At 71.5% G+C, this 25,499-nt stretch carries 24 protein-coding genes; 13 read left to right on the top strand and 11 right to left on the bottom strand.

The window, feature by feature from the left end:
• Position 1 precedes the first annotated feature (1 nt).
• Both Raf01_RS07460 and Raf01_RS07455 read right to left on the bottom strand, forming a co-directional pair.
• A complete protein-coding gene (locus tag Raf01_RS07460; protein WP_203916965.1) occupies positions 2–1,534 on the bottom strand; it encodes a DHA2 family efflux MFS transporter permease subunit in 1,533 nt (510 codons plus the stop codon).
• A gap of 1 nt (position 1,535) precedes the next feature.
• Positions 1,536–2,186, bottom strand: coding sequence for a TetR/AcrR family transcriptional regulator (locus Raf01_RS07455; protein WP_203916964.1), 651 nt, complete (start codon positions 2,184–2,186; stop codon positions 1,536–1,538).
• Positions 2,187–2,288: 102 nt separating this feature from the next.
• Here Raf01_RS07455 and Raf01_RS07450 point away from each other — a divergent pair, with 102 nt between their 5' ends.
• Positions 2,289–3,506, top strand: coding sequence for a hypothetical protein (locus tag Raf01_RS07450; protein ID WP_203916963.1), 1,218 nt, complete (start codon positions 2,289–2,291; stop codon positions 3,504–3,506).
• A gap of 176 nt (positions 3,507–3,682) precedes the next feature.
• Here Raf01_RS07450 and Raf01_RS07445 read toward each other — a convergent pair whose 3' ends face one another.
• Together Raf01_RS07445 and Raf01_RS07440 are read right to left on the bottom strand one after the other, a co-directional pair.
• A complete protein-coding gene (locus Raf01_RS07445) occupies positions 3,683–4,591 on the bottom strand; it encodes a diacylglycerol kinase catalytic domain-containing protein (RefSeq protein WP_203916962.1) in 909 nt (302 codons plus the stop codon).
• A 181-nt stretch (positions 4,592–4,772) separates the two neighbouring features.
• Complete coding sequence (locus Raf01_RS07440) at positions 4,773–5,798, bottom strand: SPFH domain-containing protein (RefSeq protein ID WP_203916961.1); 1,026 nt, start codon at positions 5,796–5,798, stop codon at positions 4,773–4,775.
• 72 nt (positions 5,799–5,870) lie between these two features.
• Between Raf01_RS07440 and Raf01_RS07435 the strand changes: the two genes are divergently transcribed.
• The 7 genes from Raf01_RS07435 (at position 5,871) to Raf01_RS07405 (ending at position 14,640) form a co-directional block, all read left to right on the top strand.
• The gene (locus Raf01_RS07435) at positions 5,871–6,524 is read left to right on the top strand and encodes an NUDIX hydrolase (RefSeq protein ID WP_239133437.1); all 654 of its coding nucleotides are present in this window, start codon (positions 5,871–5,873) and stop codon (positions 6,522–6,524) included.
• Positions 6,525–6,695: 171 nt separating this feature from the next.
• The gene (locus Raf01_RS07430; RefSeq protein ID WP_203916959.1) at positions 6,696–7,286 is read left to right on the top strand and encodes a hypothetical protein; all 591 of its coding nucleotides are present in this window, start codon (positions 6,696–6,698) and stop codon (positions 7,284–7,286) included.
• A 336-nt stretch (positions 7,287–7,622) separates the two neighbouring features.
• Complete coding sequence (gene pdhA, locus Raf01_RS07425; protein ID WP_203916958.1) at positions 7,623–8,768, top strand: pyruvate dehydrogenase (acetyl-transferring) E1 component subunit alpha; 1,146 nt, start codon at positions 7,623–7,625, stop codon at positions 8,766–8,768.
• Positions 8,768–9,778, top strand: a complete 1,011-nt coding sequence (locus tag Raf01_RS07420) for an alpha-ketoacid dehydrogenase subunit beta (protein WP_203916957.1) — start codon at positions 8,768–8,770, stop codon at positions 9,776–9,778. The genes pdhA and Raf01_RS07420 overlap by 1 nt, the downstream gene beginning before the upstream one ends.
• Positions 9,775–11,277 carry a dihydrolipoamide acetyltransferase family protein gene (locus tag Raf01_RS07415; protein WP_203916956.1) on the top strand — a complete coding sequence of 501 codons (1,503 nt, stop codon included), beginning with the start codon at positions 9,775–9,777 and terminating at the stop codon, positions 11,275–11,277. Before Raf01_RS07420 ends, Raf01_RS07415 begins: the two co-directional genes overlap by 4 nt.
• A gap of 191 nt (positions 11,278–11,468) precedes the next feature.
• Positions 11,469–12,488 (top strand): LppU/SCO3897 family protein, encoded by a 1,020-nt coding sequence (locus Raf01_RS07410; RefSeq protein ID WP_203916955.1) that lies wholly within the window; start codon positions 11,469–11,471, stop codon positions 12,486–12,488.
• 298 nt (positions 12,489–12,786) lie between these two features.
• Positions 12,787–14,640, top strand: a complete 1,854-nt coding sequence (locus Raf01_RS07405; RefSeq protein ID WP_203916954.1) for an NHL domain-containing thioredoxin family protein — start codon at positions 12,787–12,789, stop codon at positions 14,638–14,640.
• Here the strand turns inward: Raf01_RS07405 and Raf01_RS07400 are convergent.
• The gene (locus tag Raf01_RS07400) at positions 14,625–15,344 is read right to left on the bottom strand and encodes a LamB/YcsF family protein (protein ID WP_203916953.1); all 720 of its coding nucleotides are present in this window, start codon (positions 15,342–15,344) and stop codon (positions 14,625–14,627) included. The two genes, Raf01_RS07405 and Raf01_RS07400, sit on opposite strands and share 16 nt — an antisense overlap.
• Positions 15,345–15,423: 79 nt before the next feature.
• Between Raf01_RS07400 and trhA the strand changes: the two genes are divergently transcribed.
• Entirely contained in the window at positions 15,424–16,113 is a 690-nt protein-coding gene (trhA, locus tag Raf01_RS07395; RefSeq protein WP_203916952.1) for a PAQR family membrane homeostasis protein TrhA, read from the top strand.
• Positions 16,114–16,173: 60 nt separating this feature from the next.
• Here the strand turns inward: trhA and Raf01_RS07390 are convergent, their stop codons facing one another.
• Entirely contained in the window at positions 16,174–16,437 is a 264-nt protein-coding gene (locus tag Raf01_RS07390) for a DUF6458 family protein (RefSeq protein WP_203916951.1), read from the bottom strand.
• Between the two features lie 86 nt (positions 16,438–16,523).
• Here Raf01_RS07390 and Raf01_RS07385 point away from each other — a divergent pair, with 86 nt between their 5' ends.
• Positions 16,524–17,024, top strand: a complete 501-nt coding sequence (locus tag Raf01_RS07385; protein WP_203916950.1) for a SixA phosphatase family protein — start codon at positions 16,524–16,526, stop codon at positions 17,022–17,024.
• A 79-nt stretch (positions 17,025–17,103) separates the two neighbouring features.
• On the opposite strand, the gene Raf01_RS07380 is transcribed toward Raf01_RS07385, so the two are convergent.
• The 4 genes from Raf01_RS07380 to Raf01_RS07365 all read right to left on the bottom strand — a co-directional run bounded on the left by Raf01_RS07380 (position 17,104) and on the right by Raf01_RS07365 (position 21,698).
• Positions 17,104–17,373 (bottom strand): DUF6458 family protein, encoded by a 270-nt coding sequence (locus Raf01_RS07380; protein WP_203916949.1) that lies wholly within the window; start codon positions 17,371–17,373, stop codon positions 17,104–17,106.
• A gap of 141 nt (positions 17,374–17,514) precedes the next feature.
• On the bottom strand, positions 17,515–19,371 hold the full coding sequence (locus Raf01_RS07375; RefSeq protein ID WP_203916948.1) for an acyl-CoA dehydrogenase: 1,857 nt from the start codon (positions 19,369–19,371) through the stop codon (positions 17,515–17,517).
• Between the two features lie 398 nt (positions 19,372–19,769).
• Positions 19,770–20,849, bottom strand: a complete 1,080-nt coding sequence (locus tag Raf01_RS07370; RefSeq protein ID WP_373319483.1) for a PP2C family protein-serine/threonine phosphatase — start codon at positions 20,847–20,849, stop codon at positions 19,770–19,772.
• Between the two features lie 204 nt (positions 20,850–21,053).
• Positions 21,054–21,698: a septal ring lytic transglycosylase RlpA family protein gene (locus tag Raf01_RS07365; RefSeq protein WP_203916946.1), complete on the bottom strand. Its 645-nt coding sequence runs from the start codon at positions 21,696–21,698 to the stop codon at positions 21,054–21,056.
• 319 nt (positions 21,699–22,017) lie between these two features.
• Here Raf01_RS07365 and Raf01_RS07360 point away from each other — a divergent pair, with 319 nt between their 5' ends.
• From Raf01_RS07360 to Raf01_RS07350, 3 genes are all read left to right on the top strand, one after another.
• A complete protein-coding gene (locus Raf01_RS07360) occupies positions 22,018–22,377 on the top strand; it encodes a YciI family protein (protein ID WP_203916945.1) in 360 nt (119 codons plus the stop codon).
• Entirely contained in the window at positions 22,332–23,612 is a 1,281-nt protein-coding gene (locus Raf01_RS07355) for an RNA polymerase sigma factor (RefSeq protein WP_308442638.1), read from the top strand. Before Raf01_RS07360 ends, Raf01_RS07355 begins: the two co-directional genes overlap by 46 nt.
• A gap of 85 nt (positions 23,613–23,697) precedes the next feature.
• Positions 23,698–24,282 carry a GNAT family N-acetyltransferase gene (locus tag Raf01_RS07350; RefSeq protein ID WP_203916944.1) on the top strand — a complete coding sequence of 195 codons (585 nt, stop codon included), beginning with the start codon at positions 23,698–23,700 and terminating at the stop codon, positions 24,280–24,282.
• A 125-nt stretch (positions 24,283–24,407) separates the two neighbouring features.
• Here the strand turns inward: Raf01_RS07350 and Raf01_RS07345 are convergent, their stop codons facing one another.
• The gene (locus Raf01_RS07345; RefSeq protein WP_203916943.1) at positions 24,408–25,427 is read right to left on the bottom strand and encodes a helix-turn-helix transcriptional regulator; all 1,020 of its coding nucleotides are present in this window, start codon (positions 25,425–25,427) and stop codon (positions 24,408–24,410) included.
• Between the last annotated feature and the right edge of the window lie 72 nt (positions 25,428–25,499).

Raw genomic sequence — 25,499 nt, 5'->3', positions numbered from 1 at the left:
GCTAACCCGTGGCGACCTGCGCTCCGGGCGCGGTCGCCGGCTCCTCGGTGTCGCCGGCTCGGGCCTGCCCGCTGCCGGCGAACACCGCCGGTCGCAGAAACAGCGCGCAGAGCACGCCCACCGCGGCGATGCCCACGCCGAGCCAGATGGTGTCGTGGAAGCCGGCCGCGGCGGCGTCCGCGAGCCGGGGCCGTACCGACTGCGGAGCGCTGGCCAGGCTGCCGGTGCTCATGCCGCGCAGGCGGCTCGCGGCCGGGCCGAGAGCGTCCCTGACCCGGACGGTGACCCGCAGCGTGAAGAACGTCGCGAGCAACCCCACACCGATCGAGCCGCCCAGCCGCTGCCCGACGTTGAACAGCGTGTTGGCGTCGGCCAGCTGCCCCGGCGACAGCCCGGCCAGCATGGCCAGCAGCAGCGGCTGGATCACCAGTCCGATCCCGAGTCCCCGACCGGCCATGATGACCGAGACGATCCACAGTGGAGTGTGGACGGTGACGAGGAGCAGCAGAGCCGTGGTGGCGCCGATCGCGACCAGGCCGGCGACGATGCCGCGGCGCAGCCCGCCGCGCTCGCCGAGCGTCATCCCGTACCGGGTGGACAGGCCCATCACCAGCCCCTGGGGCAGCAGCACCAGGCCACTGGCCAGCGGACCGTGCCCCTGAATGTCCTGCAGCAGGACCGGTAGCAGGAAGAGCACGCTGAACATCGCGACAGAGGTGATCGTGCACAGCCACACGGCGAGCGCGGACTGGGCCCGGCGCAGTAGGCGCAGGTCCACCGCCGGGTGTTCCCGGCCGCGCGCCCACCACCCGTACCCGCAAAGCAGCAGCACCCCGGCGCACCAGAACGGCCAGGACCGCGCCGATCCCCACCCGTGGGTCGGCCCCTCGCCCGCGCCGTAGATGGCCAGCACCAGCCCGCCGGACAGCAGCAGCAATCCGGCCGGATCGAACCGGGCGGCCGGATCGCGCTCGTCGACGATGCCGCGCCGCCGCAGGACCGGGAGGGCAGCCAGCGCGGCGAGTCCGATCGGCGCGTTGACCAGGAAGATCGCCGGCCAACTCCAGGCCGCCACGAGCAGCCCGCCGACCGTCGGGCCGAGCGCCGGGCCGAGGAACAGCACGATTCCGGCGGAGGTCGGGATCTTGTCCCGCCTGCCGAGGGTGAGGCTCATCGACAGCGGGACCAGCGGAGCGGCCGCCACGCCCTGTGCAGCACGTGCAGCGACCAGCTCCGGAATGTTCTGCGCGAACGCGCACAGCACCGAGGCCAGCGTGAACCCCGCCAGGCTGACCGCGTAGACCCGGACCGTGCCGAGTCGCTTGGCCAGGAACGAGGTGGCCGGCAGCGTGGCGGCCAGCGCGAGCAGGTAGCCCGACACGGTCCACTGCACGCTGGTCAGCGAGCCGTGCAGCTCACGCGTGATGTCCGGGATCGCGACGTTGACCACGTTGCTGTCCACCATGGACAGGAGCGGCCCGGCCAGCAGTGCCAGCGTGGCCGCCGCGCCCAGACCGCCGGTCGCCCTGGCCACGTCAGTCCCCGTCGGGCTGAGCGACCCGAGCTGGCGCGCTGTCGGCCTGCGGTTTGGCCGCCGTGCGGTTGACCCCCGTGGCCGGCGTTGACGCGGCGTCGCGCGCGCTGTCGGGCTGCGGTTTCGCGGCGGCGCGGTTGACCGCCAGCAGCCGGCGGAAGAACTCCTCGTCGCGGCTCGGATCGCCGTGTTCGAGCCAGGTGATGATGGACTGGTAGGTGATGTCGACGGTGATCTCCGCGGCCCAGCGCCGCATCGTCGGGTCGGGCTCGATCCGGCGCATCAGCTGCTCGGCCGCGCGGATGTCGCGGTCGGTGAGGCTGGTCGCGTAGCCGGCGAACTCCGGCTCCCGAACCGCGTGCCGGAACAGCAGCGTGAAGCCGTCCGGGTCCTCGCGGGCGGTGCTGATCAGCGCGCGCAACGCGGCGTTGCTGGCCTGTCTCGGCACCTGCTCGACGATCCGGTCCCGGGTGCGCTCGAGCACCGCCTGGTAGAGCTCTTTCTTGCCGGCGAAGTCGCGGTAGAGCAGCAGCTTGCTCACGCCGGCGGCGGCGGCGATCTCCTCCATCGAGGTGCCGGCGAACCCGGCCTTGGCGAATGCCGCGGCAGCGCCGTCGAGGATTCGGGCGATGGTCTGCTCGCGCCGGGTCACGGTGCCTCCTCGCGACAGCTGACTTCAGGAGGTTTACTCGAGAGTTTAAACTAGCGGGTGTTAACTCTGAAGTAAAGGGCCATCGGGCATAGGCTCGGCAACATGCCCAGCAATGCCGCTGCCGAGCCCGGGCCGGGCCTGCCGGAACTCGTCCTGCGTGCCGCTCGTGACCTTGACAAGGTAGGCACGGCGTTCGACGCCGAACTGCTGTTCTCCACACTGCTGGGCAGCGTGTACGCCGGCAGCCTGCCGGACCGGGCGATGGCGATGGAGTCGTTCGGGCACACGCTGCGGGAGTACCTGTCCGGCACGGATACCGGGCCGTCCCGGGTGGCGGCGCGGGTCCTCGACGCGCTGACAGAAGGTGCCGACCGGCAGCCGGACCGGGGCGCCGGTGGTCCGGTGTGGCTGAGCGCGCTCGGCGCGGTACGGGTGACCGGCGGGTACGCGTACGGCGACCGGTACGGCGACCAGACCAGCTACCTGATCACCTACGCGTACCGGGATGAGCCGCTGGGCGGCCCCGAGCACGCGGTCGTCATCCTCGTCGATCACAACCTGGGCCTTGTCAAGGACTTGGTGATCGCCGCGCCGGCCTCGGCCATGCTCGACCGGCTCCGGGAGAGCGTCATCACGGACGAGGCGGCGATGACCTGGCTCGCCGAGGTCGACCCGGCCACGGTACGGGCGGCCTCCATCGGATACCTGCGCGCCACCGACACGGTGGACGAGCTGCCCGAGTCCGAGTCGCTGACCTCGAACTGGGCGATGGCCCGGGCCCGCCTCGCGATGGTCGAGGGCGCGCCGGTACCGGCAGACGCACCACCGGCTCCGGAAGTGGACCGGGAGGGACTGATCTCGGAGTTTCTGAACTCGCCCGAGGCCCGGATCGCCGGGCTGGCCGGCGCCTCCGGTGAACGGCGCGAGGCGGTCACCTACAGCCTCGGCCTGGTCATCGACTTCGCCGACACCCGCGGCGGCGACCCGCTGCGCTGGAGCCCCCGGGCGGTCGAGGTGTTCCTGCTGGACTGGGTGCACGGCCGGGCGGTGCTGGACAGCCGGGACACCGACGCGCTGCCGGACGCGCTGGGCGCGTGGGTGCTCTGGGCCGGGCGACGGCTCGGCCTGCCGGACGTGGCGCTGCAGGCGACGTTCGACGAGGTGGGCGCGGTACGGGCGGAGTTCGCGCGGCTGTGCGCGACCGGTGAGCGGCAATCGCCAGCGGTACGGGCGACGGCGAGGCTCATCGCCGAGGGTGTGGACCTCGCCGACGAGCAGGCGGTCGACGCCTGGCTGCGCACATACCAGTCGGACAACTGACGTCCGCGCGGTCCGTCACCGCGGCCCACTCACCGGCGCATCCGGCACGACCAGCCGGCCACTCAGCGGCGCGTCCGGCACCCCCGGCCGGCCCGGCTCAGCGGCGCGTCCGGCGCGTGCGCGCGTCCGACCGGCCCGGGTCACCGGCGTGTCCGGCACCCCCAGCCGGTCCCGGCTCACCGGCCGTCCGGCACGACCAGCCGCAGGTGCCGGTCGGCCAGCCCGACCGACACCCGCTGGCCCCAGGCCAGCACGAGATGGTCGGACTCGACGCCGTCAGCGAACGCGACCAGCCGCTCGGACTCGCTGGCCAGTTCCAGGGTCTCGGTGCCGCTCAGGACGCCGGCCGTGCGGCCAACTCCGGTCGTAGGCGACGGCCAGGCTTCCCGCACGTACCAGCACAGGCGCCGCTCGTCGGGGCGTGGCGCGGGTACGGCGGCGGATCGCTCCCGGCCGATCGAGGCGCACCAGCCGGTCGCTCCGGTACCGGTACCGACGATCACGCCCGAGGACGACTGGAGTTCCCGTTCACCGTCCGGAGTGGACAGCACGTACCGGGAGGACTGGTGCGATGAGTGTCCGATGTAGACCTCGTTGAGCCCGACCAGTTCCTGCCCGTCGTCCAGGCTCGCGGCGACCATGGTGCGCCGGGCCACCGCCGCCCGCCCGTCGGCGAGCGCGGCGAGGACCGGGCCGATGGCGGCAGGCCGGAACCGCACCAGCACGCCGGCATTGCGCGCGGGCTCCGAATTCACGCCGATGACCGGCTGGCCGTCGAGGTACTTGGCGACGTTCGCGACCAGGCCGTCCTGGCCGACCGCGATGACGATGTCCTCCCCGGCGAACAGGAAGCGGGGCAGGTCGTCGCGGTCGACCTGCCCGACCCGCCAGTCGGTGGGTACCGCGGCGCCGACCGCACCGAGTGCCGCGGACAGCGCCTCGTGCCGGGCCACGACCGTGGACAGGTCGCGGCCCCGCTGGGACAGGAAATATCCGGCCGCGCCGAGCGTGCCGTGCCTGGCCAGCAGCTCGTCGAGTTCGCTGCGCCGGGACACGATCACCACTCGGGGCGCCAGGGTGCTCACGGCTGTCCCGCCCCGTGCCCGCCCGTCGCGCCCCCTCGCCGCGACGAGTGGTCCTGGGCGGACCGGCCCGGGGTCGACCGGTCTGGCTCGGCGCGTCTGGCACCGCGCCGCGACCCAGACCAGTCGGTCGACCATCCTGGCTCGGCGCGTCCGGCACCGCGCCAGGACCCAGGCCAGTCGTTCATCGGGCGATCCTGCCCAGCAGGTCCGACACGACGTCCGGAGACACCGTGAGCTGGCCGATCTTTGGCAGCTGGCCGGCCAGCTCGCGCAGCGCCAGGGCGTGCAGCACGGCGGGACTCAGCTCGCGGTACGCGGCCAGCCGCGCCGCCTCCGCCTCGCCCTCGGCGAGCCCCAGCGCCCGTACACCGGCGGCCTTCGCCTCGGTCAGCAACCGGTCCTGCTCAGCGGTAGCGGTGGCGGCGATGCCGTCACGCTCGGCCTTCCCCCGCGTCGCCACCAGCTCCGCGGCCGCTGCCAGTTCGACCCGCCGGCGCGAGTTCGCGCCGTTCTGCTCCACCAGTTGCTGCTCGCGGCGAGCCAGCTCGATCTTGTTCTGCAGCTCGTTCTCCGCGATCGCGCGCTCCTGCTCGACCGCCTGGGCCCGGCGCGCGTACGTCGCCTTGTCCGCGTCGACCTGCACCGCCTCGCGGGTCGGGGTCTGCAGTGCCCGCTCCAGCTCCGGCTCCGGCCGGATCGCGACCACCCGTGCGCTGACCACGCTCACCCCAATGTCGGCCAGCCGGGCCGCCTCGGCCAGCGCGGCCGAGACCGACTCACGAACCGGCGCGATGCCCGCGGTCAGTGCGTCGGCCAGTGGGATCCGGGCCAGCACGTCGAGCGCGGGCTGCTGGGCCATCTCGGACAGCAGCGTGGCGACCTGCTGCAACGGCCGGCCTTCGGCCTTGCCCGAGCGCGGGTCGATGGAGAAGTCCAGGCGCTGCGCGGCCAGCGCCGGGTCGGTCACCCGGTAGGTGACGGTGGCCTGCACGGTGACGTCAGAGAAATCGACGGTACGGGCATGGAACAACAACGGCAGTTCGAGGTCCCCCGTCGGTACCTCGGACAGGGCCGCGCTACGCGGCCGGTACCAGAACGCCTGCCCGACGCCCTCGTGCCGGACCCGCCCCTTTACCTGGTGCCTAACCCAACTGGTCGGCACCGAGCGCAGGTGCCGAAGGAACAATCGCCTGGTCACATCCGCCATGGCTGCCCCTCTCCCGTGATATCGTCAGATCGACGATAAACGAGTGTGGGAGTTCTCGTCAATATGACATTTATGGTGGCGGTCGATCTGACGGTGCTGACGATCCGCGACGGGCGGATGAACGTCTTGCTCGTGCGCCGGGGCGTGCCGCCGTACAAGGGGCGGTGGGCGCTGCCCGGCGGGTTCGTCCTCGACGAGGAGGATCTCGACGAGGCCGCCGCTCGGGAGCTGCGCGAGGAGACCGGCATCGGTGGCCACCTGGAGCAGTTGGCCAGCTACGGGGCACCCCGACGGGATCCGCGTGGCCGGGTGGTCTCGGTGGCGTACCTGGCGTTGATCCCGGGTGCACCGACGGTCACCGCGGGTACCGACGCGGCCGCGGCGAGCTGGCACCCGGTGGACGAGCTACCCACCCGGCTGGCCTTCGACCACGAGCGGATCCTGGCAGACGGCATCGAGCGCGCACGGGCCAAGCTGGAGTACACGCCGCTGGCCGCGGCGTTCTGCCCGCCGGCGTTCACCATCGGAGAGCTGCGCTCGGTGTACGAGGCGGTCTGGGGCACCGCGCTGGATCCGCGCAATTTCCACCGGAAGGTCACCGGCACCGAGGGGTTCGTCGAGTCGACCGGTACGGCGACGGCGGGCGAGCGCGGCCGGCCGGCGCAGCTCTACCGGCGGGGCGACGCGGTCACGCTGTACCCGCCGCTGCTGCGCCCGCCTGGCTGAACCAGCGGCAGCGGGGCGGGCGGCGGCGATGCCGGCGTCGCCAGCGGCGAAGACGACGGCAGCGGCGAAGATGGCGCCAGCGGTGACGACGACGCCAGCGGTGACGACGATGGGGACGGCGAAGACGACGACGAGGACGGCGAAGACGGCGACGGCAGGGCGGCCGGCGGTGTGCTTGGCGATGGCGAACTCGACGGCGGCACGCTGGGCGAAGGACCCGGCGATCGCGACGGCGGTAACGGCGGAACCGGCGACGATGGGACCGGCGACGGGGATTCGTGCCGCGGCGGCTGGTTGCCGTTCGACGCTCCGCCGTTCGATCCGCCGCCGTTCGACACTCCGCCGTTCGGCAGGTGCCCCTTGGACGCGCCGCCCTTCGACACCCGCCCCTTCGACCCGGCACCGGCGTTCCGGCCGCGGCCAGACCGCGCGCCGTCCCTCGGCGCGGCGCCACCCGGCCCCCGGTTGCCCGCCTTGCCACATACCCCGGGCCAGGGCATCCCCAGCGGACCCGAGCGGCCCGACCGGAACTCCGCGAGAGCCACCGCCGGCGAGCGCGTCGGCGGCTGCGTCGAACGGCGCGCCGGACGCGCCGGCCACGGATCCGCACCCGGTACGGCGCCAGCCGTCGTCTCCGGCCACGGGTCGAGCACCGGTACGGTCGCCATCGGGTCATCGTCCAGCGCCGCCGAACCGGCCGAGCACATCACGAGCGTGGGTACCGAGCTGAGCCCCACCAGCATCGCCACGATCAAGGCGTAGCGTCGGGTGGGCCCGGCGACCCCGTAGTCGGGCACGTGGTGCTCCTTTGGTTCGGCTGGTCCGAACTGTGAACGATTACCGCTGTGCAGCGCAGTGGGTGGCGATGTGCCAATTGTTCCGGCAGCCGGCCGGTGAATCATTGCCGCCGAAGCTCCACTGTGTCGGTGCTCACGGCGTCTGCAATGCTGGGGGGAGCGACGAAGGGGCCGCTGCTCCGCATACCCTGCGGTTGGGCTGTCCCGAAGCCGACTCCCACCTCGTCCGTCCGATCGGACGGCGTGGAGCAGAACCGGCACGGTCACCCCGCTGCCGAGGCAGATAGACAGGGAGAGACGGATGGCGAAGGGCCAACCCCCGGCCCGCGACGGGCGCGACGACATCGCACCCGAACCGGAGTTCGTGCAGCTACTCAACCCCGAAGGGGAACGGGTCGAGCACCCAGAGTATTCAGTCGACTTCAGCGACGAGGAGTACCGGGACCTCTATCGAGACCTGGTGATCGTCCGGAAGCTGGACAAAGAGGCGACCGCGTTGCAGCGCCAGGGCGAGTTGGCCATCTGGGCCAGCCTCCTCGGGCAGGAAGCGGCCCAGGTCGGCTCGGGGCGCGCACTGCGACCGCAGGACATGGCCTTCCCCACCTACCGTGAGCATGGCGTGCTCTACTGCCGCGGCATCGACCCGATCATGCCGTTGAGCCTGTTCCGCGGCGTGGACTACGGCGGCTGGGACCCTGCGAAGTACAAGTTCAACATGTACACGATCGTCATCGGCGCGCAGACGCTGCACGCCACCGGCTACGCCATGGGCATCAACCTGGACGGCCGGATCGGCGGCGGCAACGGCAGCGGCGACGACGAGGCGGTCATCGCATACTTCGGTGACGGCGCGAGCAGCCAGGGCGACGTGAACGAGGCGTTCGTGTGGGCGGGTGTCTTCCACGCCCCGGTGGTGTTCTTCTGCCAGAACAACCAGTACGCGATCTCCGAGCCGCTGGAGCGCCAGACCCGGGTGCCGCTGTACCAGCGGGCCGCCGGATTCGGCTTCCCCGGCGTGCGGGTGGACGGCAACGACGTGCTGGCGACGTACGCGGTCACCCGTGCCGCGATGGACAACGCCCGGCACGGGCAGGGACCCACGCTCATCGAGGCGTACACGTACCGGATGGGTGCGCACACCACGTCCGACGACCCGACCCGGTACCGGATCGCCAGCGAGGTCGAGTCCTGGCAGGCGAAGGATCCGATTCTGCGGGTACACCGGTTCCTGACCAACCAGGGACTCGCGGACGACGCGTTCTTCTCCTCGGTCGAGGAGCAGGCCGCCGAGGTGGCCACGCACCTGCGCGAGCGGGTGCTCTCCATGCCCGAACCCGATCCGATGAGCGTGTTCGACAACGCGTACCCGAACGGGTCGCCGCTGATCGACGAGGAGCGGGAGCGGTTCGTCGCGTACCAGGCGTCGTTCGCAGAGGGAGCCCACTGATGACCGGACAAGCTGTCACCTCGGCTGAGAAGGCCGCCACGACCCTGAGCATCGGCAAGGCACTCAACAACGGGCTGCGCCGCGCGATGGAAGACGACCCGAAGGTCCTCATCATGGGCGAGGACGTCGGCAAGCTGGGCGGGGTCTTCCGGATCACCGACGGGCTCCAGAAGGACTTCGGCGAGGACCGGGTGATCGACACCCCGCTGGCCGAATCGGGCATCGTGGGCACCGCGATCGGCCTGGCCCTGCGCGGGTACCGGCCGGTGTGCGAGATCCAGTTCGACGGGTTCGTGTACCCGGCGTACGACCAGATCGTGTCGCAGGTCGCCAAGTTCCATTACCGTTCGCGCGGCCAGGTGCGGCTGCCCATCGTCATCCGGATCCCGTTCGGTGGCGGCATCGGGGCGGTCGAGCACCACTCCGAGTCGCCGGAGGCCTACTTCTCGCACACGGCCGGCCTGAAGGTCGTCTCGTGCGCGAACCCGAACGACGCGTACTGGATGATCCAGCAGGCGATCGCGTCCGACGACCCGATCATCTTCATGGAGCCGAAGCGCCGGTACTGGGAGAAGGGCCAGGTCGACACCGACGGGGAGCCGTACCCGCTGCACTCGGCACGGGTGCTCCGGCCCGGTACCGACGCCACGGTCGTCGCCTACGGCCCGATGGTGCGCGTCGCGCTGGACGCCGCCGCCGCGGCCGTCGAAGACGGCCGGGAGCTCGAGGTGATCGACCTGCGCTCGCTGTCCCCGCTGGACCTCGGGCCGGTGTACGACTCGGTACGGCGTACCGGCCGGCTGGTCGTGGTACACGAGGCGCCGTCCAACCTGGGTCTCGGGTCGGAGGTCGCGGCCCGGGTCACCGAGAAGTGCTTCTACTCGCTGGAGGCACCGGTGCTGCGGGTGACCGGGTTCAACGTCCCCTACCCGGCGGCTCGGTTGGAAGAGGAGTACCTGCCGGATCTGGACCGGGTACTCGACGCCGTCGACCGAAGCTTTGGCTGGTGAGGCCGGTGTCGCGGGTCAAGGAATTCAACCTGCCGGACCTCGGCGAGGGGCTCACCGAGGGCGAGATCCTCAAGTGGCTGGTGGCGGCGGGTGACCTCATCACGCTGAACCAGCCGATCGTCGAGGTGGAGACGGCCAAGGCGGCCGTCGAGATCCCGGCGAAGTGGGCCGGCCGGGTCGTCACGATCTTCCATCAGGAGGGCGAGACGATCGACGTCGGTACGCCGATCATCGCGATCGACACTCAGCCGGACGCGGGCCCCCTGCCCGACTCCGGACCGTCCGGCCACCCGGAACCGTCGGCGGCCTCGCTCGCCGCGGTCGAGGTGGCGCCGGCCGAGGGTGCCGTCGAGCCCGGCCTGATCGGCGGGCCGGCGCCCGGTGGCCGTACCGCCGTCCTCGTCGGGTACGGCCCGAAGACGGTGACCGCCAAGCGGCGCCCGCGGGTCCAACCGGCGGCCCAGAGCTCACCGCAGGCACAGGCCGCCCCGGCGGTGCCACAGCAGCCGGCGCCGGTCATCCCCGCGGTCCGGCCGGCACCGACCGCGCCGGTTAGCCCGGCAGCCCCGGTCAGCCCGGCAGCCCCGGTCAGCCCCGCAGCCCCGGTCAGTCCGGCGGGCCTCGCGCCCAAGGGCGCGGGGGTGTTGGCCAAGCCGCCCGTCCGCAAGCTGGCCAAGGATCTCGGGGTCGATCTCGCGGCCCTGGTGGGCACCGGTCCGCAGGGCTCGATCACCCGCGACGACGTCCAGGCCGCGGTCGCGGCTCCGGCCGCCAGCAACGGGCGGCCGGTCGTCACCGGGGACCGTGAGCAGCGCATCCCGGTCAAGGGGGTCCGCAAGCTCACCGCCGAGAACATGGTGTCCAGCGCGTTCACCGCACCGCACGTCACCGAGTTCCTCACCGTCGACGTGACGCGGTCGATGCGGGCCCTGGAGCGGATCAAGGCGTTGCCGGACTGGCAGGACGTCCGCGTCTCGCCGCTCCTGCTCGTAGCGAAGGCCGTACTGGCGGCCATCCGGCGGTACCCGATGGTGAACTCCAGCTGGGACGGCGACCACATCGTGGTCAAGGACTACGTGAACCTCGGCATCGCCGCGGCCACCGAGCGGGGGCTGGTCGTCCCGAACATCAAGGACGCCGGTGCGCTGTCCCTGCGCGAGCTGGCCGACGCGATGACCGGACTGGTACGCACCGCGAGGGCGGGCCGGACCTCACCCTCGGACATGTCCGGTGGCACCTTCACGATCACCAATGTCGGCGTGTTCGGGGTGGACACCGGCACTCCGATCCTGCCGCCCGGGGAGGCCGCGATCCTCGCGTTCGGCTCGGTGCGTGACATGCCCTGGGTACACAAGGGGAAGATCAAGATCCGGCAGGTGACGACCCTCGGGTTGTCGTTCGACCACCGGATCATCGACGGTGAATTGGGCTCGATGTTCCTCAGGGACTTGGGCGCCTTCCTCGAGGATCCGGAAGCCGCGCTGCTGGCCTGGGGTTGACAGGTCGGCGGATACTGTCAGTCACCGCTCTGGCGGCCTGGTCGGGATTCTCCGGCCAGGCCGTCAGGCTCCTGGGCACCGTCGGCTAGCGGTACGGTGGTGCGATTGCCGCAGTGTCCGGGGGAGGCACGGCGGCCGACACCGCGGGAGGCGTCGCCAGCGCCGCGCCGCGCTGATCGAGGAGGCATGACATGACGTCCGACGGCCAGTACCCGCCCGGCTATGAGCCGGCCAACGGCGGCCCGCCGTATGGGCGCTACCCCGGCGACGAGCCGGCGCCCGATGGCCCGCCCGGCCGGTCGTCGGCATCGGCCCGGGTCAACCCGCCCAGCGCCTGGGGGTCACCCCCGTCCGCGCCGGACCAGTACGGCGCCGCCCAGTACGGCGGTGAACAGTACGGCGGCGAGCAGAACCGCCGTGAGCAGGTCGGCCCGCCGCCCGGCTACTCCGCCGTGCCCGGACAGTACCGGGCCGGTGACCCTGCGCCGACCGAGCCGTTCCGGCCGCACAGCCAGTCGCCCGGGACATACGGTTCGCAGTCCGAGCCCACCCAGTACGGGTCGGCAGGCGGCCAGTACGGCGGCGGCCAGTACGGCGGGGGCACGCAGTACGGCAGCGGCCAGTACGGCGGCCAGCGCGAGAGCCCCACGCAGTACGGCGCACCGACCCAGTACGGCACCCCAGCCGAGCAGGGCGGCGGTGGCCAGTACGGCGGCGCCACCACCCAGTGGAGCGGCTCGCCGCAGTACGGGACGCCGCCCCAGCAGGGCAACCAGTACGGCACCCCCGGCCAGTACGGGGCACCGACGCAGTACGGCGCCGGCCAGGGCCAGCAGGACGACCCGGAGGCCGAGCGGTTCGGCCCGAACTACGGCGACGGGCCGGCCGGCGGCGACGGCGACGCGCCCCCGAAGAGCAGGCGCGGCTTGGTCATCGGAGCGGTCATCGCGGTCGTCGTGATCGTCGCGCTGGTCGTGGTCGCCGTCGTGGCCAAGTCCGGCGGCAGCAGCACCAACGACTACACGGTCGGTAGCTGCGTCAAGGAGTCCGGCACCAAGGCGACGAAGGCCAACTGCACGGACTCGGGCGCGTACAGCATCGTGAACAAGGTCGACGCGGCGAGCAAGTGCACCGACCAGACCCAGCCGTACGTGATCCTGCACCGGTCCGGCTCCGCCGACCAGGTGCTCTGTCTGAAGCCCGCGCAATGATCCGGGTGCCGGCGGCCACCAAGGTCGCCGGCACCCGCGCGGCGCGTCGTCCGGTCCACTGGCCGGGTCCGGTCCGTCGCTGGCCGGGTCCGGCGCAAGCGGCGCTGGCGAGGCGCCGCGGGACGGCGCCGCGACCGGCGCGGCCGGCGCCGGGGGGTGGCGGCCGGCACGGCTGGCGTCACGCGCGTCACGTCCGGCACCCAGGGCCGCCCTCGCGCACGCCGCTCACCTGGGAAAACGCGAAGAGTGATCGGCGCCCCCGCCGAGCCGGCCGCCGCGATCCAGGCAAGATGGGGATGTGGATCCTCGAGTACGCGCGCCGGAGTTCCGCGGTCGCGGCTGGTTGAACACGGGCGGACGCCCGCTGCACCTGGCCGACCTCCGCGGCAAGATCGTCATTCTGGACTTCTGGACGTTCTGCTGCATCAACTGCCTGCACGTCCTGGATGAGATGCGGCCGCTGGAGGAGAAGTACGGCGACGTTCTCGTGATCATCGGGGTGCACTCACCCAAGTTCGAGCACGAGAAGGACCCCGAGGCGCTGGCCGCCGCCGTCGAGCGGTACGAGGTGCGCCACGCCGTGCTCGACGATCCCGACCTGGAGATGTGGCGCCAGTACACGGCGCGGGCCTGGCCGACGCTGTGCCTGATCGACCCCGAGGGGTACCTGGTGGCGACGGTGGCCGGCGAGGGCCACGCGGCCGGCCTGGCCAAGATGATCGACTCGTTGATCGAGACGCACTCGGCGAAGGGCACGCTGCATCGCGGCGACGCCCCGTTCGTGCCGCCGCCCCCGCAGGCCACCGACCTGCGCTTCCCCGGCAAGGCGATCGTCTCGCCGGACGGGGGCTTCCTGGTGTCCTCGTCCGCCCAGCACCAGATCGTCGAGCTGGCCCCGGATTTCACGGTGGTGCGCCGAATCGGGTCGGGTAACCGGGGGCGCAACGACGGTGCCCCGAGCCTCGCCCAGTTCGCCGAGCCGCAGGGGTTGTGCCTGCTGCCGGCGCCGGTGGCCGAGGCGGTCGGGTACGACCTGGTCGTCGCGGACACGGTGAACCACCTCCTGCGCGGGGTGGCGCTGGCCGACGGATCGGTGACCACGGTCGCCGGCACCGGCCGCCCTTGGCGCAGCGCGCCAGAGGATCCGGAGAAGTCCCGGGCGCTGACCGTCGACCTGTCCTCGCCCTGGGACCTGGCCTGGTACGACGGCCGGGTGATCGTGGCCATGGCCGGCGTCCACCAACTCTGGTGGTTCGATCCGACCGAGGGTACGGCCGGGGTCTACGCCGGTACGACCGTCGAGGCGCTGCGGGACGGACCGCTGGGCGAGGCGTGGATGGCTCAGCCGTCCGGCCTGTCCACGCTGCCCGCCGGCCAGGGCGCGGCCGGTGCGGACGACCGGCTGTGGGTCGCCGACAGCGAATCGTCGGCGCTGCGCTTCGTGGCCGGCGGCGCGCTGCACACCGCCGTCGGGCAGGGCCTGTTCGACTTCGGGCTGGTGGACGGGCCGGCCACCGAGGCGCTGTTCCAGCACCCGCTGGGCGTGTGCGCGCTGCCCGACGGCTCGGTACTGGTCGCCGACACGTACAACGGCGCTCTCCGCCGGTTCGCCGACGGCCAGGTCTCGACCGTGGCCACCGGGCTCGCCGAGCCGAGCGACGCCGTACTGGCGCCGGACGGCAGCGTGGTCGTCGCGGAGTCGGCGGCCCACCGGCTCACCCGGTTGGCGCCCGGCACCCTCGCCGCGTTCGCCGGCGAAGGGGCCGGCCAGCGGTACCGCACCGAGCGGCCGGCCACCCGACTCGGGGCCGGGCCGGTACGGCTGGACGTCATGTTCAGCCCGCCACCCGGACAGAAGCTGGACGACTCGTTCGGCCCGTCGACCCGGCTGGAGGTGTCCGCGTCACCGCCCGAGCTGCTGGTCTCCGGTGCCGGCGTGACCACCGACCTGACCCGCGACCTGGTGCTCTCCTCAACCGTTCCCGGGGGTGTCCTGCAGGTGGTGGCCCAGGCCGCCACCTGTGACGCGGACGTCGAGCACGCCGCCTGCCACCTGACCCGCCAGGACTGGGGGGTACCGGTCGAGATCGGCCCGGACGGCGCCGTCACGATCAGCCTCGCGTTGTTCCAGCACGATCAGCCGGCGGGCTGAAACGGTTCCAGCGGCACCCCGGCATCCGTGAGGGCGGCCCGTACCGCTCGGGCCAGCGCGACCGCCCCCGGGGTGTCGCCGTGCACGCACAGCGACTCGACCACGCCGTCGGTGGCCAGCCGTACCGCCTGCCCGACGGCCTCCTCGTGGCCGAGCAGCGCCCCGGGCTCCGAGCGGGGCACCAGGGTGCCGTCCGGCCGGTACCCGCGGTCGACGAACCCTTCCCGTACCGCGCGCAGCCCGGCCTCGGCCGCCAGCCGCAGCAGCGCGGAGCCGGGCAGCCCGAGTACCGGCAGCGACCGGTCGTACCCGACGACCGCGGCCACCACCGCCGCCGCCTGGACCTCGTCGGCGACCGCCGTGTTGTACAGCGCCCCGTGCGGCTTGACGTACCGGACCCGGGTACCGGCGAGCCGGGCGAACGCGTCCAGCGCGCCGATCTGGTACAGCAGGTCGTCGCGCAGTTCATCGTGGGCGTACTCGATCCGGCGGCGGCCGAAGCCGGCCAGGTCCCGGTACCCGACCTGGGCGCCGATGGCCACGCCTCGCTCCGCCGCCGCGAGGCAGACCCGCCGCATCGTCGACGGATCCCCGGCGTGGAACCCGCACGCCACGTTGGCACTGGTCAACACGCCGAGCAGGGCGTCATCCTCGCCGAGGCGCCAGATTCCGAAGCCTTCACCGAGGTCAGCGTTGAGATCCACGGGACACCACGGTAATTGGTCCGCCAACGTTAGCCACATCACTACTGACGGGTAACCTACGATACCGTAGCCTGTCGCCATGACGATCCAGGCCACCCCGCGGCTTCGACCGCGGGACATCGGCAAACCGCGCATGCGCGGCTGGCTGCACACCTACGCGTTCTTCGTGGCCGCCGCGTGCGGAGTCGTGCTGACGACGCTGGCCGGCACCGGGTCGGCGCGCCCTACCGCGGCAGCCCTGAGCTGCGCCATCTACAGCCTCACCGTCTGTGGACTGTTCGGCACGAGCGCCCTGTACCACCGGCGGGTCTGGTCACCGCACGGGTACAAAATCATGCGCCGGCTCGACCACTCGATGATCTTCGTGTTCATCGCGGGCACGTACACGCCGTTCGCGGTGCTGTTGCTGCCGCACACCAAGGAGATCGTGATCCTCTCGGTGGTCTGGGGCGGTGCCGCTCTCGGGGTCGCGATGAAGCTCGTCTCGCCGAATGCTCCGCGTTGGCTGTCCGCGCCGCTGTACATCGCGCTCGGCTGGGTCGCCGTCGCGGTGCTGCCGGACCTGCTGCGCGGCGGCGGTACCGCTGCGTTCGCTCTGCTGATGGTGGGCGGCGCCGCGTACACCGCCGGGGCGGTCTGCTACGCGTTGCGCCGGCCCAATCCGTGGCCGGGGACGTTCGGTCACCACGAGGTCTTCCACACGTTCACGCTGATCGCAGCGGCATGCCAGCACATCGCGATCTACTTCGCGCTGTTCGCTCGGCCATAGCCGTCGGCCCGGAGCGCTCGGACCCGGGGCATGCCCCGGGTCCGAGCGCTGACGAAGCTCTCAGTAGATGTCCGGGTCGCGCACCTCGGTGTGCCGCTCCTCGACCACGCGCCGACGCTGCTCCGGCAGCGGCACCTCGCGCGAGGTGACCACCGTGCGACGCCGATTGTTCCAGAACCACAGGGTCAGGATCAGACCGACCACGCCCGCGGCCATCAGGACCCACCCGACCACCTGGATGCTGATGAAGCCGACGCTGGCCTTCACCGCGAACGCGAGGATCGCGCCGAGCGCGATCAGGAAAATACTTCCACCGATGCCCACGGTGTCCTCCCAATCGGATCACAAATGCGGGACTGTTCGATGGAGTACCCGGGTGGCCGAGTCGCTAATCAGGCACTCTTGTGGGCATGACGACGCGCACCCTCGTGATCTTGCGGCACGCCAAGGCCGAGGGGCCGAACCGGGTGAGCGACGCGGACCGCTCGCTGACCGAGCGCGGGCACGCCGACGCCGGCGCGGCCGGCGCCTGGCTGGTTGCCCGCGAGTACGTACCCGACCTGGTCATCTGCTCACCCGCCCGGCGCACCAGGCAGACCTGGCACGGGGTCGCCGTCGCGATGGCCGAGCACGGTTCGCCGGAGGTGCTCTACCAGGCCGAGGCGTACGGCGGCGGACCCACCGATCTGCTGGCCCTGCTGCGGGCCACGCCGGCCGCGATCGGCACGGTGCTCCTGATCGGGCACAACCCGAGCGTGTCCCTGGTCTCCGTGGCGCTCGACCCGGGCGGGTCATCCGAGCCGGAAGGCCTGCGGACCAGCGGGCTCGCGGTGCACCGCCCGGACGTCGACTGGGACGCCCTCGCACCCGGAAACGCGCCGCTGATCGCCACGCACACCGCGCGGGCCTGAGCCCGTTCCGGCCGGCAGCGCGCCGACGGGTACCGGCGCGGCGCGGGCCTGCGCCGCCGCGCGGTCAGGGGCCGCGCGGTCAGGGGCCGCCCGGCGGGGCGTCCGGCGGCGGCTCGGGTGTGATCGGGCCGTCCGGGTCGTGCACGTATCTGGCCTGCTCCACCAGCGTGTATTGGTTGCGCCGGCGCCGGTCGTTCCAGAAGTAGAGGGTGAGCAGGATGACCGCGAGCCCCGCGATCATGAGTACCCACCCGACCACGTGAAGATCGAGCCAGGAGATGTTGGCGTGGACCGCCCAGGTGAAGATAGCGCCTAGGCCAATCAGGAATACACCGCCACCGATGCCCATAAAACGCTCCCTTGCTCACGTATCAGGCTAGTCGGTCATGACGGACCCGCAACCCGGACGGCGAGTACGGTGTTAATGGGCGAAAACGACGGCGGCCGCCCCGAAGTCCCGGGAACGGCCGCCGTGCGGTGAATTGCGGCGTCAGAACGCTTCCTCGGAAAGGTCCATGGCGTCGAGCGTGGTGGACTCGATGATCCGCCGGTCGGCGCCGATGCGGGGCAGCACCTCGTGCGCGAAGAAGTGCGCCGCGGCGACCTTGCCTTCGTAGAAGTGCTTGTCGGCCTCGGACACCTCGCCGGCCAGCGCGCCGAGCGCCACATCGGCCTGCCGCTGCAGCAGCCAGCCCACGACCAGGTCGCCCACCGCCAGCAGGAACCGGCGCGAGTTGAGTCCGATCTTGTAGAGCTCGGTCGTCTCACCGCCGCCCGCGGCGGTCAGCCAGCCCATGAACGCGCCCAGCATCTGCTGGACCTCGGAGAGCGCCTTGCCCAGCGCCTGCCGGTCCTCCTTGAGCCGGCCATTGCCGGTCTCCGCCTCCAGGAACGCCTGGATCTCGGCGGCGACCGTCATCAGGGCAGCCCCCTGATCCTTGACGATCTTGCGGAACACCAGGTCCAGGCTCTGGATCGCGGTCGTACCCTCGTACAGGGTGTCGATCTTGGCATCCCGTACGTACTGCTCCAGCGGGTAGTCCTGCAGGAAGCCGGAACCGCCGAAGGTCTGCAGCGCCTCGTGCCCGAGCAGCTCGTACGCCCGTTCCGAACCGACGCCCTTGACCAGCGGCAGGAGCAGGTCGTTGACCCTACCGGCAAGCTTCGCGGCCGCCTCGTCGCCGGCCACCTCCGCCTCGCGGACCCGGTCCTGCCACCGAGCCGTGTATGCGACCAGTGCGCGCAGCCCCTCCGTGTATGACTTCTGGAGCATCAGCGAGCGCCGCACGTCGGGGTGGTGGGTGATGGTGACCCGCGGTGCGTTGCGGTTGCCCTGGCTCGCCAGGTCGGCACCCTGCACCCGGTTCTTCGCGTACTCCAACGCGTTCAGGTACCCGGTCGACAGCGTGGCGATCGCCTTCGTGCCGACCATCATCCGGGCGTACTCGATGATCAGGAACATCTGCCGGATGCCGTCGTGCACGTCGCCGAGCAGCCAGCCCTTCGCCGGTACGCCGTGCTGACCGAACGCGATCTCGCAGGTGGTCGAGACCTTGAGCCCCATCTTGTGCTCGACGTTCGTGACGAAGGCGCCGTTGCGCTCGCCCAGCTCACCGGTCTTCGGGTCGAAGTGGATCTTCGGCACGATGAACAGCGACAGGCCCTTGGTGCCCGGGCCACCCGCGCCGGGCGTGTCCGCCGGGCGAGCCAGTACGTAGTGGATGATGTTGTCGGTCAGGTCGTGCTCGCCACTGGTGATGAACCGCTTGACGCCCTCGATGTGCCACGACCCGTCGGGCTGCGGGACGGCGCGGGTGCGACCGGCGCCGACGTCCGAGCCGGCGTCCGGCTCGGTGAGCACCATGGTCGACGCCCAGCGCTTCTCGACCAGCAGCTTGGCTAGCTCCTTCTGCTCCGGCGTGCCCTCGGCGTGCAGGGTCTGCGCGAAGGACGGGCCCGACGAGTACATCCAGATCGGCGCGTTCGCACCAAGGATCAGCTCGGCGAAGGACCACCAGAAGATGCGCGGAGCCGGTGTCCCCTCCAGCGCGGTCGGGATGTCCAACCGCCAGAACTCGCTGTCCATGAAGGTCTTGTATGACCGGCGGAACGACTCGGGGATCCGCACGCTGTGCGTCTCCGGGTCGAAGACCGGTGGATTGCGGTCGCCTTCCACGTAGCTCACCGCGAGGTCTTCGCGGGCCAGCCGCTCTGCCTCCACGAGGATGCTGCGGGCCGTGTCGACGTCGAGATCGGGATACGCCTCGCTGCCCAGCAGCTGATCGGCGCCGAAGACCTCGAACAGATTGAAGTAGAGGTCCCGCAGGTTGCTCTTGTAGTGGCTCATCGGTGCCCAGTCCCCCGGATCGGCGAGGTTACTAACGAGTAACTCGAGTTTATTACTCGCTGGTAAGGCCCAGCAAGACGGTACCCACTAGTGTTTGGCGACACCCGACACCCACCATATCCCCTGGAAAGGGGATATTTCGCGCAGATGAGGGCCAACGCCTTTAGAGGAGGGCGTCACCCACATATCCGACCATCGTTGGGCGCTATGACATAGGACGTTTTACGGAGAATTTAGATGTTCATCAACATATTGGTTAGCCTGCTCGCATTCAAGCAGCCGAAGCGCTACAACGGCCGGCACCGCGCCGGTGGAATCCTGCCGACCCGCAAGCCGGCCTGAGGGATTCGCCGACTCGGGTCGGCACCGGTCCGGCAGGTGGCTCACCGGCCGGACGCTCACGCGTCGGCGCCCAGCTCCCAGCTGGGTACGGCGACGTTGGCGGTAGCGGGCCGGGCGCCCGCGTACTCCATCAGGACCAGCGCGATGTCGTCATCGAGCCGGCCCTCGACCCACTCGCTCAGCGCACTCTCCAGCGAGGCCAGCCCGTCGCCGACGGTGCCGTGGCCGAGCAGCCGCCACGCCCGCGCCGCGGTCGGGAAGAACTCGCCGTCCCGGCGGGCCTCCGCCAGACCGTCGGTGTACAGCAGCAGCCGGTCGCCGGGTTCGAGACGCTCCACGCGTGGCCGCACGACCGGCGTGAAGCCGAGCGGAGGAGCGCTGGCCGGCGGTTCCAGCGGGATGACCTCGCCCCGGCGCAGCAGCAGCGGAGCGGGGTGTCCACAGTTGACGATGGTCAGCGTGCCACCACGCTCCTCGACGAGCGCAGCGGTCACGAAGTCCTCATCACCCACCGACCGTGCCACGGCACGGTCCAGGTCGGCGACGATCGCCCGCAGGTCGGCCCGCTCGTAGGCGACGTGCCGGTACGAGCCGAGCACGATGCTCGCCAGCCGTACCGCGTCGAGGCCCTTGCCCCGAACATCGCCGATGATCATCCGGACGCCGTACGGGGTGTCGACCACCTCGTACAGGTCGCCGCCGATGTCGGCCGCCGCGGTGGCCGAGATGTACCGGCCCGCGACCGCCAGCGTCCCGACCTCGGGCCCGAGCGGGCGCAGTACGGCCGTCTGCGCGACGCTGGCCAGCTTCGCCAGCTCGGCGAGCCGCTCGGCCTGCCGCGCGCGCAGGGTGCCGGCGACCGCCGCGATGCCGGTGGCCGCCATGATCCCGCAGACGTTCAGCGCGTTTGACATGCTCGGTTCGTTCGCGAACACACTGAACGCGATCGCGATTGCCGTCGCCGTGGCGCCGACGATCAACACCTCGCGCCACGGTACGAACAACGCCGTCAGAAACGGCACGGCCGCGAGCAGACCGATGTAGTGCGGCTGCGGCCCGTCGGCCAACTCGACGCCACTGATGACGGCGAGCAGCACGACAGCCGCGCCGAGCCCGGCGCGGGATTCGGGGCTCATCGGGCTGCGACCCGGCATCCTGAGTCTCATGGGTACGCGCACAGCATGCCGGATTTTGCGCCGTTACCAAACCGTCTGGCGCGATGTCCACGCGAACGGCCGGAGACCCTGACCGCGAGTCTGATTCCGCCCCCGGTTCGCAACCATCTGCGCGGCTCGCGATACGCACTCAGCCAGCGACCGAACGTGCGGCCGCACGGGCGGTCAGCTCAAGACCGCCCACTTCGCCGCCGGCAGTACCCCGGAGCCGAGGCTGGCAATAGCGGCGAATGCCGCACGTGTCAGATCCAGGCACCTTCCCGACACATACGGTCCGCGGTCATTGATCCGGACAACGACGGATTTGCCGTTGGCCGGATTCGTCACCCGAACCCTGGTGTTGAACGGCAATGTCTTGCTCGCCGCGGTAAATGCGTTGGGATCGAAGTTCTCGCCGTTGGCGGTGTGTGTGCCGTCGCTGTAGTACGAGACGCCGCAGGTGCCCGAGCTGGACACCGTGCCGTCGCCGGAAGGCTGGGTGGGGCTCGGCTTCGGCTTCTTCGGGCTCGGCGACGGCGACGGCGAGTGCGACGGCGAGGCCGAGGTGGCCGGCGCCGACGGGCTCGGCAGGGCGCGCAGGCCGCTGCGCGAGGCGCGGTCGTCCTCGGTGCGCGACGGCACCGCGGTCAGCTGCGCCGCGGCGGGGGCGGCGACATCGGCGACGGCGTGACTGTCGGCCGCCGGTCCCAGGTCCATTGCCGCGGCAGCGCCGCCGATCAGGACTCCGGCCAATGCGATGGCCGACACGAGCGGTACGAATTTGCGGAACGGCGTAGAGCGACGCACGTTGGCGGCGTGTCTGCCGGGCAAAGTCAGCACCCTTCATCGACAGTAAGGCCGTCGGAGACCGTATCGAGCCGGTACCGGTACACGTCAAGACCCGCTGGAAATGTGCCTGAATTCTGATGCTATGGCCCGGCCGATCGGCCCATTCCCACACCCGAATCTGTCGCGAATCGTTTACCGTCAGTCAGCAGACCCTATTGTTGGCTCACGTCGACCAATTCCTCAGCTATCGAATTCAGGTAACGCCGGGCAGAATTTCCCGCCGTACTGTCCCGGCCCGCTGTGCCCGTTCGACTACCCGCAGGAGCCGGTGACGGTACCGGCCCGGTGTCGGAGGTGAACGATGAAGTACCTGTTCCTGCTGTACTCGCCCGGCGGCGCGCCGAAGGATCCGACCAGCGTCGAGTACGCGGAGACGTTCGCGGCCTTCGCGGAGGCGGAGGCCGCCATGGAGAAGGCCGGCGTCATGCTGGACTGCGCCCCGCTGCAACCCGTCTCCGCGGCGAGCACGGTCCGGGTCCGGGACGGCCGCACCATGGTGACCGACGGCCCGGCCGCCGAGATCAAAGAGCAGGTCGGGGGCTATCTGGTCGTCGAGTGCGCCGATCTTGACGAGGCCCTGAGGTGGGCCGCGACGCTGCCGTCGGCGCGGGACGGCTGGGTCGAGGTACGCCCGGTCTTCTCGGTGGTACCCCCATCCTGAGCGACCACGCCTTCCGGGCGCACTGGTGGCCGGCGGTGGCGAGCGTGACCCGCATGGTGGGCGACCTCGCCACCGCCGAGGACGCGGTGCAGGAGGCGTTTCTGGCGGCGGTGGAGCAGTGGCCGACCCAGGGGGCTCCGGCCAATCCCCGGTCCTGGCTCATCGGAGTCGCCCGGCACAAGGCGCTCGACGCGATCCGCCGGGAGGCCCGGCGCGACACGAAGGAGACCGCCGCGCAGCGGGACTGGGCGGCGGCGCGGCCGGCGGGCCCGATCGGCCCGGTACCGGACGACGACGTACTCGGCCTGGTCTTCATGTGCTGCCATCCGGCGCTTGAGGTGTCGGTACGGGTGGCGTTGACGCTGCGGTCGGTGTGCGGGCTGAGCGCCGCGGAGGTCGCGGCGGTGTTCCTGGTACCCGAGGCGACCATGGCCAAGCGGCTCACCCGGGCGAAGCGGAAGATCCGCGATGCCGGCATCCGGCTGCGGGTACCCCCGCCCGATTCGCTCACCGAGCGGCTGGACGCCGTACTGCGCGTCGTCTTCCTGGTCTTCACCGAAGGCCACAAGGCGAGTACCGGCTCCACGCTGGTCCGCGAATCGCTCTGCGACACCGGCGTCGAACTGGCCCGCGCCCTGCTCGCCCTGCTCCCGGACGAGCCCGAGGTGGCCGGGCTGGTCGCGCTGCTGCTGCTCACCGACGCCCGCCGCGCCGCCCGGGTCGACCCGGCCGGGAACCTCGTGCTGCTCGCCGACCAGGACCGCGGCCTCTGGAACCGGGACCTCATCCGGGAGGGCGAACACCTGCTCGAAGGCGCCCTGCGTGCCGGGCGACCCGGCCCGTACCAGTTGCACGCCGCGATCGCCGCCTGCCACTCCACGGCGCCGTACGCCGGCGACACCGACTGGCGGCAGATCGCCCTGCTCTACGCGGAACTACTCCGCCACGAACCCACCCCGGTCATCGAGGCCAACCGGGCGATCGCCGTCGCCATGGTCGACGGCCCCGCGGCCGGTCTGGCCATCCTCGACAGGCTCAGCGACCACCCGCAACTCGGCCACTGGCCGCAACTGCACATCGCCCGGGCGGATCTGCTGCGCCGGCTCGGCCGGGCCGACGAGGCCGTTGACGCGTACCGGGCGGCGCTGCGGTTCGAGCTGTCCGCGGCGGAGCGTGCGTTCATCCGTCGGCGCATCGTGCAGCTGTCCCCGAACGCGGACGCCGGGCGCCCGTGAACGCGTGCCGCTCTCCGTGGAAATCACGAGTCTCGACAGAAATCGCGAGGCCGTCCGCGTCTGCGCCGCGATACCGTCTCGTGCCGTGACAGCGCCTGAGATCACCGTCGCCACCCCGGCCGACCGCGAGCCGATCGTCGGCTCGCTCGTGGACACGTTCGCCAACGATCCCGTCCTCCGGTACCTGTTCCCTGACCAGGCCACCTACCCGCGGTACGCCGCGGCGTTCTTCGGGTACCTGTTCGACAAGCGGGTGTCCAAGCAAACGATCTGGACGATCGGGCGGGGAGCCTCGGTCGCACTCTGGAATCCTCCCGGAACCGAGGAGGCGTCGCCGGAGCGAAGGACTCTGGCCGACTTGCTGCCCGCCGGGGCGATGGCCCGTGTCGACGCGTACGACGACGCCGTTCACGCCGTACTGCCGGCGGCACCGTTCTGGTACCTCGGTGTCCTGGGTACCCACCCGGACAGCACCGGTCACCGCTGGGGCCACGCGGTCATGCGGGCCGGACTGCGCCGCGCCGCCGAGGACGGCGTGCCCGCGGTCCTGGAGACCAGCAACCCCGGAAACGTCGAGATGTACCGCCGCGCCGGCTGGGAGGTGGTGCGCACCGTGGCGGCGCCGCTGACCATCTGGGTCATGCGGCAGTCGCCGCGCCCGGCGGACTGACCAGCTCCTTCGACGTCCCCGGTCGCGCGACTGGTCCGGCTCGTCGCGCGGCGCCACACGTGCCGAGCCAGGACTAGCCGCCGACTGGTCTGGGTCGTGGCGCGGCGCCACGCTCCGAACCAGGACTAGCCGCCGACTGGTCTGGGTCGTGGCGCGGCGCCAGACGCGCCGGGCCAGACCGGTTCGCACGCATCCGCCGAAGCGGCGGCGAGCCGGGCCGCGAGCGCCATTACGGCGGCACGGAGTTCCGGGCCGCCCTCGACGCGGAAGGCGAACGGAACGGCCGCCAGCCACTCCTGCGCGTACGACGCCGGATTGCTGGTGCTGCCCACCAGCACGCACCCGTTCCCCGAGGGTTCGAGCCGTCCCATCGGAGGCCGGATCCACGGGGCCACCTCTGCCAGCGGCGCGTCGAACACCACCCGGGTGGGGAACTCCCACCCGACGCCCAGGTTCTCTTCCAACGCCGCCACCGAGTCGAGGCCGTCGGGCGGCTCGAACTCGTGGCCGGTCTGCCGCACCGTCCGGATCCGGTCGATCCGGTACGTGCGGATCGCGTTCGCGTGGTGGGAATGACACAGCAGGTACCAGCGGCCGTGGCGGACGACGACCGCCCACGGGTCGACCTCGGCCTCCCATTCGTGGCCGGTCTCGTTCCGGTACCCGACAACGACCCCGCGACGGCCCGCGACGGCCGCGACGAGCGCGCTGGTGGTGGCCGGGTCCGCACGCGCCGAGCCGCGGTCGGGCGCAGCCGACGCGTGCTCGCGCAGTGCCGCCGCCTGCCGTCCGACGCTCTCCGGCAGCACCTGGATGACCTTCCCCAGCGCGGCACCGACAAGGTCGTCGGCATCGTTGGCCGCCGGCTGGCCGTCGAGCACCGCCATGACCAGACCAAGCGCCTCGGCCTGCGTGAAGACCACCGGAGGCAGCTTCGTCCCACGCCTGAGCCGGTATCCGCCGTGGCGGCCCCGGGCCGAATCGACCGGGATGCCGGCTTCCCGGAGGATCCCGACGTACCGGCGGGCGGCCCGCTCGGTCACGCCCAGCTTCTCGGCGAGCTGGTCGGCCGTCGTGCCGGGCCGGGTCTGGAGGATGTCGAGGGCACGAAGCGCCCGCGCGGTGGGGCTCAGCTCGGTCGGCACCCGACCAGGGTAGGCGATCGGCCGGATAAGCCGGCAGTAGATCGTCCGGAATCGGCCCTAGCCTGAGGTCTG

The organism is Rugosimonospora africana, assembly GCF_016862975.1.
Classification (GTDB): domain Bacteria; phylum Actinomycetota; class Actinomycetes; order Mycobacteriales; family Micromonosporaceae; genus Rugosimonospora; species Rugosimonospora africana.
Note: the sequence above shows the minus strand (reverse complement) of the source record. Positions and strands in the feature narration are given on the sequence as shown.